Raw genomic sequence first — 15,081 nt, forward strand, 5'->3', positions numbered from 1 at the left:
ACATTTTTTATCATGACATTAGGTATGTTCTTTTCTGCACTTTTGACAACCGTTAATCCAATAATTTTTGGTGTTTTAATCGATCAAGTTTTCTATAACGAAAATGTAAATATATTACCAACTTTTTTGTTGATTTTTTTTATATTGTTCATTGGTGAAAATATTTTTCGATTTAATGAATATAAATTATGGATGCTGCACTACACAACTTTTATGTTTGATATAAAAAAACTTCTTTTAAATAAACTATTAAGATTAAAGGCCAAGATTCTAAATAAATCCGAAAAGGGAGATATGATTTCGGTAGTGATGTATGACTCGGATGAAATTTACTATCTAATTAACTGGTTTTTTAACGAGTTTTTATTTCACTTTATACGTTTCAGTTTTTATTTTGCTTGGGTTGCTTTGATCAATATTCATATTGCTTTAATTCTGTTTATTTATGCGCCGATCACTGTAATGTTATCCAAAAAAGTATCAAATATAATTGAGAAACAAGCAACAGAAACACGAAAAGAATATGGTGTTTTTATAAGTTGGTTAATTGAGTTTGCTAATGGTATGAGAGAAGTAAAACTATTATCAGCTGAGAAATATGTATTGGCTCAATTTTTGAAAAAGTATAGACGAATGATGTGGTTATCAATAAAAAAAATAAAAATTGATTTTATCGGTGACAGAGTAGATGCACTTATACAAGTAGCGTCTACTATTACTTTGTTCTCAGTATGTGCGGTGTTTCTCAACAATAATCAAATCACGATCGGTGAATTTATAGCCATTAATGCCTATTTTGGTTCCACGAATTGGGAGTTGCGTGAGTTAACAAAAGGTAGGAAAGAAATGTCATGGAGATTGGCCAAAATCAAAAAGACTCTGGGATTACTGAACCATGAGATTGAAAGCGCAGGTCCTACCTCAATTGAATCTTCTTACAATAAAGGAAGTGCAAGTATTGAGTTTAAGGATGTAACCTTCGGATATAATGAAAAAAGTCTAGTATTAAATAGATTGAATCTAGTCATTCAGGAAGGGGAAACAATTGCAATAGTTGGGGAAAGTGGTTCAGGTAAATCAACAATCACAGGTTTGTTACTTAAATTATATGATGAGTACTCAGGTGAGATTTATATAAATGGCATCAATATAAGAGATAAAAGCAATGAGAGTATACGTAATTCGATTGGAATTGTAATGCAGGATTTTGCCTTTTTTGATAACACTATTCGTTATAATCTGACCTTAGGAAATGATATACCAGAGGATGAAATTTGGGATGCTTGTAGACGTGCTCATATAGATGAAGTTATTAAGAGTCAACCACTAGGGCTTGATACGGAGATGGGTTCAAGTTTGAGTGATTTATCCGGAGGTCAGAAGCAAAGAATCGCCATTGCTAGGACTTTAATCAAGAAACCAGAAATTATTATATTAGATGAGGCTACAGCTTCTTTGGATAACGAAACAGAGAAACATATAAATAAAGAAATTCATGAGTATTTTAAAGACAAAACAACTATTATAATCACTCATCGAACTTCTGGCTTAGTATATGTGGACAAAATTGCCTATCTTAAAGATGGAGAAATTACTATAATAGATGACTATTCAGGAGTTAATAACGTTGATAAAGGAGTAGGCTTGTGAAAAGGAGAGAGATCTACGATACGTTCAAGATTCATTTGCCTAATTTCACTAAATACTGCATATATTATGTGATTTTAAGTGTTTTTTTAGTTGGGTTATCTTTAATAACTCCATTGCTGTACAAAAAGATAATAGATGATGTGATGGTCAATCATAATTTTCAGATATTATGGTGGATTTGTCTTGGCTACGTGTTGATTTACTTGATGGAAACAATGCTGATGGGGTTCAAAACTATAGTCGTATCTAAATATATTAACAAAGTTAAATTTAAACTTCAACGAAAAATTTGGAAAAATTATACAAATGAGACATTTTCAAAATTGCATACGATTGAACCCATGGATATTAAGAAGCGAATTGATGAAGATGTACCTAATTTTGAGATTTTACTGAATAAGCATCTTCTGGATTATTTTATATTGGGTTTTAAGATTATTATCTACGTCGTGGTTTTGTTATTAATCAGCTGGAAACTTGCCTTGTTTACTCTTTTATTAACTCCTTTCTCATTATTTATTTCGGCACTATTAGGAAAAAAAATAAAGCCATTTTATGAAAAAGAATACGTACTTCGAACGGATCTCGAACATAAATTGGAGGGATACTTTAAATATTGGAAAGAAATAAGACTGAATAATATAATTAACTCAAAAGTCGATGATTTTTCTCAATCATGGAGGAAATTTGGCGAATTCAGAACAGTAATGCATAACTATAATTTTATGAATAGTTTTGTTCAGTCAGCTAACAATATGTTTGTAACTAATATTAATATCTATATCCTGGGAGGAATATTAATTGTATATGATAACCTCTCTATTGGTAATCTATTAATATTTATTATGTATTTTCAGGTCTTTTTTCAGAATATTGATGAATTTAATCGATCAAGAGTTGAAGTAAACAAGCTATATCCTTCAATGGAACGCCTGAAAAGTTTGATCTATCAAAAGAAAACATATTCTACTGCTAATAAGCGTTTTCGTAGATTGACGGGAGAAATATCATTTCAAAATATATCATTTCGTTATCATGCTAGTACTGAATTTGTGATTAAGAATATGAGTTTTACAATTAAAGAACAAGAAAAAGTAGCTATAGTTGGGGCTAGTGGTAGTGGTAAGTCAACAATAATTAAATTGTTTTTGGGAATTGAATCTCCACAAGAGGGAAGTGTTTTGATAGCTGGTCAAGATTATACTCTTCTTGATCCTAGAGATATTTCTAAAAATATTTCAGTTGTTATGCAAGATCCTATAATTTTTAATTCTAGTATTAAAGAAAACCTTTTAATAGCAAATCCTAAATCAAGTGATGAAGAAATTGTTAATGCTTGCAAAATTGCACAACTTCATGGATTCATACTGACCTTACCAAATGGATATGAAACGATGGCAGGTGAAAGTGGGGTAATGTTATCCGGAGGCCAAAAGCAACGACTTGCTTTAGCAAGAGCTTTGTTAACAGAGAGTAATATTCTTATTTTTGATGAAGCAACATCAGCTATAGATCATGCTACAGAAACTGAGCTTTTAGTTGCTGTTAGCCTAATTGCTAAAGAAAAAACTACTATTACCATAGCGCATAAATTATCAACCATAGTAAACTCAGACAGAATTATAGTTGTTGAAAAAGGGGAAATAGTAGGGGAAGGAACTCACAAACAGCTGTATGGGAAAAATACAACCTATGATAAACTCTACTCAGATTTAATTCATGATGAGGTCTGATGAATTGCCAAAGTATTGATTTTCATTGATTTAAACCAAGATATCATAGCAAATAAGGCCTACCTCTATATTAAGAGATAGGCCTTATTTGCTATGATAATTTTTTTCATTTTCTATAACTCACGTATCACCGCACGAATACAATTTCAAACTCATGTACACAGGTCTTGGTTGTATAGTGTTTGAGCTTTCAAAGCTTGAAGTAATTGTGGTATGACTCTTTTTTCGATATTGATGATTAAGAGGACTTTTGATCGTATTGAATCAATAATCATAGGTTCTCTCTTTATGCTAAATTTTATTAATAAATTTTTTACGATAAGCATATCATTTTTTAGCGACTTTAACTCATTGCAAATGCTTTCTTTAATTATGAATGAATGTGAAAGAAATAGTGATAATTGATATAAGACCTTTTTATGCTCACATAGAATAGATATGGGTAGAATATTTATTTCGACTTCTTGGTTTTGTAAAGAGTCTAGATAATGTAACAGAGCCTCGTAGACGCTTATTCCAAACTTTGAGTTTTGAAAGAATGTGTTAGTAGGTTCGCTCTTTTTGTAAGTTTGGGACGATAGTAGATATTCCTCAATAGTATCAATTATATCTTGGATACGGATCTCCATTTTGTTTTCTTTAACAGTGCAAATTTGAGAAAATTCTGCCCATCCTTCGTCATGTGAATTTAAATTCAAGTTTTTCAAACTTAGATGTAAGGTATTATATTGTACCTCTAAATGTTTTAGTCTGTTACCCATTTCGTCGTAATGATAGTCTAACACTAGAAATACTTGTTTGGTTTTGTTGTAACCATAAATAAGTAAATTACTAGGTGTGTGTTCCTGTTTATAAGCAAAAGAATGTTCTATATAGAAAGCGTTATAGTAAAGGTATAAATAGGAACCGTTATCTATTGAGTTTTCTATGAATTGGATCACATCATTTCTCTTGAGATCAGAAAAATGTATGTTCTCAAGTTCTAACCATGGGTTCGATTCGTTGTTTTTCGTAAGCAAGAAGAAATCCAGCCAATGGGGATCACAATCCTTATTCTCAATAAAATTATAAGGATTATATAATTGAATGTAATTGCTCAAAATCCATGATATATATTCTTCTTTGTCACCAATAAGAGATAATTTCAATGCATGATGTTTGTAAGATTTTATATAAGGAGTATAGACCGGCAATTGCTTTATCGTCATTTTGATAACATTCCCTTTAATTAAAGTAATTTAGTTTGGAAAATTTATTCTTTACAGAATGCTAATTGTCTATAAGATAACCAAGACATAACAACTCATTTATTAACATTGTAGAGTCGAAAGGGTCGGTGCCAATACTCTCAGCGATATCCCAAATATCGATTTCTTTTTTTTGTATTAATGCATCAGGTAACCAAAATATACGAGTATTTATACCCTGATAAATGTTGAATTCATCATTATACCCACCTATGTACTCCACAGGTAATATTTCGTTATAGGCTTTATGCAGCCAGTTCTCATTAACTTTAAATGTTTTCTTTTCTATATCGGAAACTTTAAATGGCTTAAAAAAAATCCCTCCTGTATAAAGAAAATGTTCATTCATGGTGTCCACTGTAATGATTAGATCATTTTTCTCCTCCTGAATGACTTGGTTCATTCTAGCGTGATCAGGAAGAAGGTCATATTTATTTGGTTTGTATAAAGTAAACGCTGAGTTTTCTAAAATAAAGGAAAATTTATAGGGGGCTTCAACAGTAAGATTGTACGGCTCTAACATGATTAATTTCCCACCTGGTTTAAGCAAATCGGAAATTAATCTCACATGGTTCTCATACTCCAGTTTGTTGAGCCTGTTCACATAATCAAATGAATATACTATGTCATATAAAGCTTCAGTTTGGTGCGGAGAATTTGTATGATCAAGTAGTTCGACATTTACTTCATATTTTAAGTAATTATAGAATGAAGGGGAATTAATTATTAGTATGTGTTCGGCTAAGTGCCTTTTATAGGAAAGATAAGCCCATGCATAACTCCAAAGTTCACTCATATTTTCATTTTCGAGATCTAAGCAACTATTACGATGTAAAAAAGACGTGAATAAATCTGATTCTAATTCCGATTTTCTGGCCCATCTAAACATTGTCTTCACCCATTTTCTCTAGCTGGTTAATAATCTTGAATTTCTTTTTTAAATCTAAGACATTAAAAGATTTGCTGACAAAATGTACAACTTGGCTATCAAGATCAAATCTGTTTAAATCATTATCGCTGTGTAAATGAATTACGAACTTACTGTTTGAATTTTTTAATGGAACTTGTTTTTTTAATACGTCTAAAATGTATACACAGTATAATGTCCACTCACCGAATACAGTTTTCTCAGCATAAGTTTCACATTTGGATGGCAAAATGTAATCATATGGATTAGAACCATACAAATGATTTAAGTAATTTCTAAGACTTTGCAAATATACACTATCAAAAATCATCAACTCCATAATAAAATCCCCAAGTATGAATGATCTTTTCGGTTGAGTATTTAATAATTTGGCAATATTCTCTACTCTTTTACGTTCACTATGCAAATGTATGGAAGGTAGAGAATAGCGATTGAAGTATAATATGGCCTGACCGTTTTTAATCAAATCCTGATATATTACTCGTTTTAAAATAATGGTGTCAGCCCCTAACAGGCATATAAATCTAGTTGTACAAATTAGATCTGATTTCAATTTTATTACTTGTTGCTTAAGCCATCCTGTTAAATCCATCATTTCATTTGGTAATGCATCAGAATCGTTAATTATAATTATTCTGTCGGTACACAGATTCCAATCAACCAAATGTTGTTCCAAATCCGTTGAAGTGGGTGTCACAATGAATATTTTATTAAGCGGTTCAAAATTTTTTATGCATGATTTCAGAGTGTATTCTAGTAAATAATTTATATCTGATTTAGCTGCACAGATTAAAACATCTATTTTTTCATGAGGAGTCATCTGTTCATCTCACAATCCATATATAATATTTTGATTAATCAAAATAATTAGAATATGTAGCTATTGTCTTTAATGCGTTCATTAATAATTTTATTTTTAAATTCTATGGGAGACTGATTAACGTATCTTTTGAAAAGAGAAGAAAATTGAGAATTGTTGGAGAAACCCACTATGTCAACTATTTCCTTGATTGATAGGGACGTGTTGATTAATAATCTTTTTGCTTCATTTATTTTTAGTGTATTTAAGTGGTAAATAGGAGGAAAACCAAAAACTCGAGAATAAGTGTTACACAGATATACGGGATTGGTATCAATCAATTCAGAAAGCATATTTAAGCTGATAATCTCCTTGTAATGGGTTCTTATATATCTGTTAACTTTCAATAATCGAGTATCAATTTTCTTTTCAAACGATTCATGTTCGAAAACGAAAAAATTTTGACATATGCTAATAATTTTGCATTTAGTAACTGTGAGAAGTTCAATTACATGTTTATTATTGAAAAGCAAATCTCTCATAACATAAATCTTTTTTAAGTAGCTTGTAGAGTGGCCGGTCCTGAATAAAAAGCCTTCTACGCAAGCTTCACCTTTTGAATTGTTGTATAACTCTACGTTGTCCAAGTTAATAATTGCTTCATCACCGGAATTGAGTTTCTGGTTTTTTTTTCTGTTTAGTAATGTCACCTCATTTTTTGCTATTAGATAAAAAAAACAATTCTTCTGATTGTTATACTTAATGGAAGTTTTAGGCATTAATGTAATTTTAAACGTATTCATCAATATGAAATCCATATGTGATCACCTTTCCATGCTAGTAAATTTATTGAATATTATAACAAATGAAAATAAAATTTCAATTTATACTTTAAAATATCAACTGTAAATTTTATAAAAATGTTAATTCTGGGATATATAATAGCCATATTTTTTAATATTCAATTTATAATTTTTAATATAAATAATAATTATAGAATCAGCCTGAAATTAAAAACATACTATTTCCGAAAACTAAAAACGATTAGCATCTTACTACTTATAGATAGATGAATAAATCAGCCTGGGTAGTTCTTTTTTCAGTTCATGATAATTCAAGGTGTTATGAATGTACATTCCAAGGTGTAAAATCTTGCCGAATAGGTTGCTTTTGTGCCATTTATATTGCTTTTATACGCTGTTTGGGGGTGCTGGTAGGTTGATATAATTTGCGTATAGAGCCACTCAGGAGTACTTGAGTAGGAAGAATTACAGGGGGAGCAATCATGAGAACTTTAAAACGAACTTGGCCATTCCACGTAATGCTGCTGCCAGCCATCATCTTTCTGATTATTTTCAGTTATGTGCCTATGGGCGGAATCGTTATGGCATTCCAAGATTACAAACCATGGATGGGCATCAGCGGCTCGGATTGGGTCGGGCTTGATAACTTTAGATATTTATTTGAACGTGAGGACAGCCTGCAGGTCATCTGGAACACCCTGATCATCGCGGTACTCAAACTGATTTTTAATTTGTTTGTCCCGTTTGTGTTCGCCATTCTGCTCAATGAGGTTCGCAAGATGGCCATTCAGCGTACGATCCAGACGCTCGTATATCTACCTCACTTCTTGTCCTGGGTTATCCTGGGCGGGATTCTGCTTGATCTGTTGTCAACGGGAGGACTTGTGAACCGAGTGCTCGGCACATTTGGCCTCGGGCCATACTTCTTCCTTGGAGATAACAGCTTGTTCCGACCAACGATCATTGTGACGGATGTGTGGAAGGAATTCGGGTATAACATGATTGTTTTCCTGGCTGCCCTCGCCGGCATTAACCCGGCGCTATATGAAGCGGCAGAGATCGATGGAGCAAACCGTTGGAAGCAAACACTTCACATTACGATTCCGTCGCTTGTACCGATGTTGATGGTCGTTGGAACGTTGGCTTTGGGTAACGTACTCAACGCTGGATTCGATCAGATCTTCAACTTGTACAATCCGCTCGTATATCAATCAGGAGACATCATCGATACATTCGTATATCGCTCGGCGCTGGAAAATGGAGAGATGGGCTTTGCAACCGCGATCGGATTGTTCAAATCCGTGATCAGTATGGTTCTGATCCTCGTATCCTACAGCCTGGCTAAGAAATACGCCGGATACCGCATATTCTAATCGAATGAACAGAGAAGGAAGGGACTACGATGTATCATAAATCACCATCATATCGCATTTTCAATGTTATCAATATCAGTTTTCTTATTCTGATTGCTATCATGTGTATTGTGCCAATGGTTCACGTACTGGCTGTATCGTTCAGTAACAAGGCTGCGGCAGATGCAAATCTGGTCAGTCTCTGGCCGGTAGGGTTTTCCCTCGAAGCCTATAAAAAAACAATGAATAATCCGATTTTCCTGAACTCACTCTGGATTTCACTACTTCGTACCGTCATTGGTACAGGTATTACACTCCTGATTACTTTTCTGGCGGCATATCCGCTATCCAAGGAAAATAGTGAGTTCAAAGGCAGAACGGTATACTCCTGGATTTTCGTCTTCAGCATGATTTTCAACGGCGGTTTGGTACCGTTCTACATGGTTATTCAAAAGATTGGTCTAATGGATTCCTTTTGGGTGCTGGTACTTCCGGGTGCAGTCAATACGTTCCTGGTCATCCTGATGCTTAATTTCTTCCGCGGCATTCCGAAAGAACTGGAAGAGGCGGCACTGATCGACGGAGCGAATCATTTCAGAACCTTGTTCAGCATTTTCCTGCCGATCTCCATGCCTTCCATTGCAACGATTGCACTGTTCAGCATGGTGTTTCACTGGAATTCGTGGTTTGACGGTCTCTTGTACATGAACAATGCGAAAGATTATCCTTTGGCAACCTTCATGCAGACGGTCATTATCAAACGTGACATGAGCACGATGGCGATGAATCCGCAGGAAATGGCAACGATCTCGCAAACGACGGTGCGTGCAGCCCAAATCTTTATCGGAAGTGCGCCGATTCTCATTGTGTATCCATTCCTGCAACGTTTCTTTGTAAAAGGTATGACACTGGGCTCAGTAAAAGGCTGAGCCTCAATCCCTAATCACTGGAGGCTGATATTTTGAATTCATCAACCAATCAACCATTCGTTCTCGGCATGGATGTATCATTTATGGACGAGATCGAGCAGCATGGGGGAACATATCGTGATGAGGATGGCAAAGAGGAAGATTTGCTGACCATACTCAAACTGAATGATGCGAATGCGATCCGGCTCCGCATTTGGAATGATCCCGTAGGCGGATACTGTAATCTGGAGCGCACGGTAGAAGTAGCCAAACGAATCAAGGCGCAGGGATTACAGTTTTTGCTGGATTTCCATTATTCTGACCGCTGGGCTGATCCCACGAATCAGTGGAAACCGAAAGCATGGGAGAGCTTGCCCTATGAACAGCTTAAACTGGCTGTATGCACATATACGGCGGATGTACTTCGCACATTGAAAGAACACGATGCCTTGCCGGATATGGTTCAGGTTGGTAATGAAATTACGCCAGGCATATTATGGGATGATGGACGTGTCGGTGGTGAAGAGCATGATACAGACGAACAGTGGCAACGTTTCGCAGGGCTTGTGAAGTATGGTATTGCAGCGGTTAAATCCGTTGACCCTTCCATTCAAATCATGATTCATATTGACCGAGGCGGCGACAATGCCGAAAGCCGTAAGTTCTATGATCGTTTCGAGGCGTTAGGTGTAGAGTTTGATGTCATCGGTCTGTCTTATTATCCTTGGTGGCATGGAACACTGGACGCGTTGCGTGATAACTTGAATGATCTGGCCAAACGCTACGGCAAACCAATCAACGTGGTTGAAACGGCATACCCGTGGACGTTGGAACAGCCAGAAGGCATCGAATGGATCATGAATCAGGAAGACATGCTACTGCCAGGTTATCCTGCAACGGTAGAAGGACAAACCCGATATCTGAAGGATATGTTACAGATTATTCGTGATGTTCCCGGCGGTCTGGGCCATGGATTCTATTATTGGGAGCCTGCGTGGATTCCGAGTAAAGAAGAATGGTCTGTGGGGCACCCGAACAACTGGGGTAATCTGACGATGTTTGATTTTAAAGGGCGCAAGCTTGAATCATTTAAAGCATTAACTGCGGCGCAAGAATTGAATGTTACAACTTTTGTTTAAAAGATATGCATTAGGTAAATTATCGTAATTCAACAGCAAGGGAGTTTTCATAAATGACGTACAAATTTCCACCCGTAAGTTCCAAAGCTCCGCACATGCTTCATGGTGCTGATTATAACCCGGAGCAGTGGCTTCGTTATCCAGAGGTACTTGAAGAGGACATTCGTTTAATGAAACTGGCGAAGTGTAATGTGATGTCCATCGGTATTTTCTCCTGGGTATCCCTAGAGCCGGAAGAAGGCGTGTATACGTTTGACTGGCTAGATCAGGTGCTGGATCGTTTTGCCGCGAATGGGATTTATGCGTTCCTCGCAACACCAAGCGGAGCCAGACCGGCCTGGATGTCGGCAAAATATCCTGAAGTGTTGCGTGTCTCGGAGAATCGAGTTCGTAACCTGCATGGTTTCCGCCATAACCACTGTTATACCTCTCCGGTGTACCGGGAAAAAGTAACGGAGATGAACAGCAAGCTGGCGGAACGCTACTCGGATCACCCGGCTGTCATCGGCTGGCATATTTCAAATGAGTTTGGTGGGGATTGTCACTGTGACTATTGTCAGCAAGCCTTCCGCGGATGGGTTCAAAACAAGTACAAAACACTAGATGAATTGAATCATGCGTGGTGGACAACATTTTGGAGCCATACGGTAACGGATTGGAGTCAAGTCGAGTCTCCGGCACCACACGGCGAAACTCAGGTTCATGCGATGAATCTGGACTGGCGTCGTTTCGTAACGGATCAGACAGTGGATTTCATTGTTCATGAAACGAAGCCACTCAAGGCGAAAAATCCAAATCTGCCGGTAACGACGAATCTGATGGAATTTTACGGTGGTTTGAACTATTGGAAGTTCGCGGATATTCTTGATTTCCTCTCTTGGGACAGTTATCCGACATGGCATGATGCAGAGAACGATGCAAAACAGGCGTCGCGAATTGCGATGATGCATGATATTGTACGTTCGATTAAAGGCGGACAGCCTTTCCTGCTCATGGAGAGCACGCCAAGCTCTACGAACTGGCAGGATGTAAGCAAGCTGAAACGCCCAGGCATGCATTTGTTGTCCTCCTTGCAAGCGGTAGCTCATGGATCAGATAGTGTTCAGTACTTCCAGTGGAGAAAAAGCCGCGGATCAAGTGAGAAGTTACACGGTGCGGTAGTAGACCATGTAGGCACAGAGCATACCCGTGTGTTTCAGGATGTGACCGATGTAGGTACAGCACTGCAGAGCATGGAGGATATTGTAGGAACTACGGTTCCTGCTGAAGTTGCAATTATCTTTGATTGGGAGAACCGCTGGGCTGTGAATGACTCCCAAGGTCCACGCAACATCGGGGTGAAATACGAGCAGACGGTAGAAGCTCACTACGAAGCGTTCTGGAAAAAGGGCGTAGCGGTTGATGTCATCGATATGGAAGCTGATCTATCCAAGTACAAAGTGTTAGTGGCGCCGATGCTTTACCTCGTTCGTGAAGGAGTAGGCGAACGGATCGAGAAGTTTGTAGAGCAGGGCGGTACATTTGTCGCAACCTACTGGTCTGGCATTGTAAACGAGAATGATCTGTGTTTCCTGGGTGGATTCCCTGGACCGCTTCGTAAAACGCTTGGTATCTGGTCAGAAGAGATCGACGGATTGCATGATCGTGAACTCAATGGAATTATTCCAGCGCAGGGTAATGAACTGGGACTCACTTCGGAGTATGATGCAATTGAGCTTTGCGACCTGATCCATCTGGAAGGTGCACAATCTCTTGCGGCGTATCGTTCAGATTTCTACGCTGGCCGTCCAGCTTTGACGGTGAACGAGCTTGGTTCAGGGAAAGCTTATTATATGGCTGCACGGATGAAAGCCCCGTTCTATGATGATTTTTACGGCAAGCTTATTGCAGATCTGGATCTGGAGCGAGGACTGAAATCGGACTTGGCTGAAGGGACTACTGCACATGTTCGTACGGACGGTGATTCTGATTATGTGTTTGTTCAGAATTACACCGAGCACGAGAAGCAGGTTCAGTTGGATGGTCCGTCGTATACCGATGTACTTAGTGGAGAAGCGGTTGAAGTGATTCTGAACTTACAACCGTACGACGTTCGTGTATTGCGCAGAACGGCAAATCGTAAGTAAGTTTAACGTGAGATATGAATAGGGCATTGGAGTTTATCGGAAACGTAAGCCTCAGGTATGCATTCCTATAAAACGAACGAATGTTACACATAGAGAGAGAACAAAATGGATTGTCTTGGGCCTTTAAACAGGTGCCAAGACAATCCATTTTATTTTGTCTTTTATGGGACTTGAGAGCTTTTTTTGGACAAGATAAAGGATAATCGTGTCCACGTAGCGAAGACAAACACGTAACTTGTCAACTTAAGACTTTCATTGTCTGGGAGGAATTGAAATGAATCAGAGAAATCTGGACGGCAACAGCATTATTATTCGGCTGGAAATGACAACGAAAGATATCAAGTTTGGCGAAGTGGCTTCGGCCATCTCGGAAGCTGGAGGAGACATTATTGCCATCGACGTCATTTCGACCAATCAGGATGTCAGTGTGCGCGACTTGACTGTCGCGGTCACCGATTCACAGGATAACAGCAAAATTATAGAAGCGGTACGCCAGCTTAAAGGCGTGTCCATCATTAACGTATCAGATCGTACATTCCTGCTGCATCTGGGCGGAAAAATTGAAGTTACACCGAAGACACCGATTCACAACCGGGAAGATCTGTCCCGTGTATACACACCGGATGTGGCTCGGGTGTGTTCGGCTATATCTGAGGAGCCAGGCAAAGCTTTTTCATTAACGATTAAACGTAACACGGTTGCAGTTGTTTCTGATGGTAGCGCAGTGCTTGGACTCGGCAATATTGGCCCTCGTGCAGCCATGCCGGTGATGGAAGGTAAGGCGATGTTGTTCAAACAGTTCGCAGGTGTGGATGCGTTCCCGATCTGCCTGGATACACAAGATACCGAAGAAATCATTCGCACCGTGAAAGCGATATCACCTGCGTTCGGCGGCATTAACCTCGAGGATATTTCTTCTCCGCGTTGTTTCGAGATCGAACGTCGGTTAAATGAAGAGCTTGATATTCCGGTATTTCATGATGATCAGCATGGTACAGCCGTTGTATTGTATGCAGGTCTGATCAATGCGCTCAAACTGGTTGGCAAGTCTATCGACGAGGTGAAAATTGTCGTGTGCGGCATTGGAGCAGCAGGTGTAGCTTGCAGTAATATTTTGTTATCTGCCGGTGCGAAGCGGTTGATCGGAGTGGATCGTGACGGTGCGATTGTACGCTCGAATTCGTATGACAATGATGTCTGGACTGAATATGCGGCACGTACCAATCCCGATTTGGAGACTGGTTCCCTGCGTGAAGTTATCCGTGATGCCGACGTATTTATTGGATTGTCCCGAGGCAATCTGTTAACACGTGAAGACGTACAGACGATGGCGAATGATCCCATCGTATTTGCTATGGCGAACCCGGTACCAGAGGTTATGCCGGCTCTGGTTGAAGATATTGTAGCGGTCATGGCAACCGGACGTTCGGATTATCCGAACCAGATTAACAACGTGTTATGTTTTCCAGGTATGTTCCGAGCCGTTCTCGATTGCCGGGCGACGGAAATTAATGAAGAGATGAAATTGGCTGCTGCTCAAGCGATCGCCTCGTCCATCTCAGATGAAGAGCGTACACGTTATTACATTATCCCAAGTGTATTTAATGATAAGATTGTAAAATCGATGCGCAATCGTGTTATTGAAGCGGCAATCAAGACAGGTGTGGCGAGACGTGTCCCTCGTGAACAAGCGCGTGAAGGCGGAGAATCCTGATGACATTAGATTCATCCACTAATGAAAGCATTTTGGAAGCGGCTCGTATCTTTGTGCATGAAGAGGCTTCCAAACATTCCGACGGACATGACTGGACACATATTCAGCGTGTCACTGCCCTGGCGGTCAGGCTAGCACGGCACATGGGTGCAGATCCGTTTGTATGCGAGCTGGCTGCGCTATTGCATGATGTACCGGATGAGAAGCTCAATGACAGCTTGGAGGCCGGTATGGCAAAGCTGAACACTTGGCTGGACAACCAGCCACTACTAGAGCCTTCCACACGGGAAGTGGTAGTAAACATAATCAGTACGATATCCTATGCGGGTGGGCAAGGGGCTGCAGTCGACTCGCTGGAAGCACAAGTGGTGCAGGACGCAGACCGGCTTGATGCGCTGGGGGCGATTGGAATTGCCCGTACGTTTGCCTTTTCAGGAGCCCGTGGGCGTGAAATGTATGATCCATCCTTACCGCCGCGGGAACAGATGACCCGTGAGGAATATCGCAATGGGCGCAGCACTACGATCAATCATTTTTACGAAAAGTTATTCAAGCTTAAAGATCTGATGAATACATCCTACGGCAAGGAACTGGCGCAGCGGCGTCATGAGTATATGGTGCAGTTTGTGGAGCAGTTCAAGCAGGAATGGGAAGGCACGGACGTATAAATGTATAGAAGGTC

General features: G+C 38.9%; 11 protein-coding genes. 8 read left to right on the top strand and 3 right to left on the bottom strand.

Annotation, left to right across the window (positions count from 1 at the left end; all coding sequences use genetic code 11):
* The first annotated feature begins 12 nt into the window (after nucleotides 1-12).
* Nucleotides 13-1,650: an ABC transporter ATP-binding protein gene (locus MKY23_RS10485; RefSeq protein WP_339837779.1), complete on the top strand. Its 1,638-nt coding sequence runs from the start codon at nucleotides 13-15 to the stop codon at nucleotides 1,648-1,650.
* 68 nt (nucleotides 1,651-1,718) lie between these two features.
* Nucleotides 1,719-3,383: an ABC transporter ATP-binding protein gene (locus tag MKY23_RS10490; protein ID WP_339839364.1), complete on the top strand. Its 1,665-nt coding sequence runs from the start codon at nucleotides 1,719-1,721 to the stop codon at nucleotides 3,381-3,383.
* A gap of 152 nt (nucleotides 3,384-3,535) precedes the next feature.
* Here MKY23_RS10490 and MKY23_RS10495 read toward each other — a convergent pair whose 3' ends face one another.
* The 3 genes from MKY23_RS10495 to MKY23_RS10505 all read right to left on the bottom strand — a co-directional run bounded on the left by MKY23_RS10495 (nucleotide 3,536) and on the right by MKY23_RS10505 (nucleotide 6,378).
* On the bottom strand, nucleotides 3,536-4,591 hold the full coding sequence (locus MKY23_RS10495; RefSeq protein ID WP_154983945.1) for a hypothetical protein: 1,056 nt from the start codon (nucleotides 4,589-4,591) through the stop codon (nucleotides 3,536-3,538).
* Between the two features lie 61 nt (nucleotides 4,592-4,652).
* Nucleotides 4,653-5,519 (bottom strand): hypothetical protein, encoded by an 867-nt coding sequence (locus MKY23_RS10500; protein ID WP_339837782.1) that lies wholly within the window; start codon nucleotides 5,517-5,519, stop codon nucleotides 4,653-4,655.
* Complete coding sequence (locus MKY23_RS10505) at nucleotides 5,512-6,378, bottom strand: DUF6492 family protein (protein ID WP_339837785.1); 867 nt, start codon at nucleotides 6,376-6,378, stop codon at nucleotides 5,512-5,514. Before MKY23_RS10505 ends, MKY23_RS10500 begins: the two co-directional genes overlap by 8 nt.
* Before the next feature lie 1,264 nt (nucleotides 6,379-7,642).
* Here MKY23_RS10505 and MKY23_RS10510 point away from each other — a divergent pair.
* The 6 genes from MKY23_RS10510 (at nucleotide 7,643) to MKY23_RS10535 (ending at nucleotide 15,067) form a co-directional block, all read left to right on the top strand.
* Nucleotides 7,643-8,533, top strand: a complete 891-nt coding sequence (locus MKY23_RS10510) for an ABC transporter permease subunit (RefSeq protein ID WP_154983941.1) — start codon at nucleotides 7,643-7,645, stop codon at nucleotides 8,531-8,533.
* A 29-nt stretch (nucleotides 8,534-8,562) separates the two neighbouring features.
* Nucleotides 8,563-9,441 carry a carbohydrate ABC transporter permease gene (locus MKY23_RS10515; RefSeq protein ID WP_339837788.1) on the top strand — a complete coding sequence of 293 codons (879 nt, stop codon included), beginning with the start codon at nucleotides 8,563-8,565 and terminating at the stop codon, nucleotides 9,439-9,441.
* 32 nt (nucleotides 9,442-9,473) lie between these two features.
* A complete protein-coding gene (locus tag MKY23_RS10520; protein WP_339837791.1) occupies nucleotides 9,474-10,559 on the top strand; it encodes an arabinogalactan endo-1,4-beta-galactosidase in 1,086 nt (361 codons plus the stop codon).
* A 53-nt stretch (nucleotides 10,560-10,612) separates the two neighbouring features.
* Nucleotides 10,613-12,685 (top strand): beta-galactosidase, encoded by a 2,073-nt coding sequence (locus tag MKY23_RS10525; protein WP_339837794.1) that lies wholly within the window; start codon nucleotides 10,613-10,615, stop codon nucleotides 12,683-12,685.
* 274 nt (nucleotides 12,686-12,959) lie between these two features.
* Complete coding sequence (locus MKY23_RS10530) at nucleotides 12,960-14,399, top strand: NAD-dependent malic enzyme (RefSeq protein ID WP_339837797.1); 1,440 nt, start codon at nucleotides 12,960-12,962, stop codon at nucleotides 14,397-14,399.
* Nucleotides 14,399-15,067 carry an HD domain-containing protein gene (locus MKY23_RS10535; RefSeq protein ID WP_339837800.1) on the top strand — a complete coding sequence of 223 codons (669 nt, stop codon included), beginning with the start codon at nucleotides 14,399-14,401 and terminating at the stop codon, nucleotides 15,065-15,067. Before MKY23_RS10530 ends, MKY23_RS10535 begins: the two co-directional genes overlap by 1 nt.
* Nucleotides 15,068-15,081: the final 14 nt, after the last annotated feature.

Source organism: Paenibacillus sp. FSL R7-0272 (genome assembly GCF_037969905.1).
Lineage (GTDB): Bacteria > Bacillota > Bacilli > Paenibacillales > Paenibacillaceae > Paenibacillus > Paenibacillus polysaccharolyticus.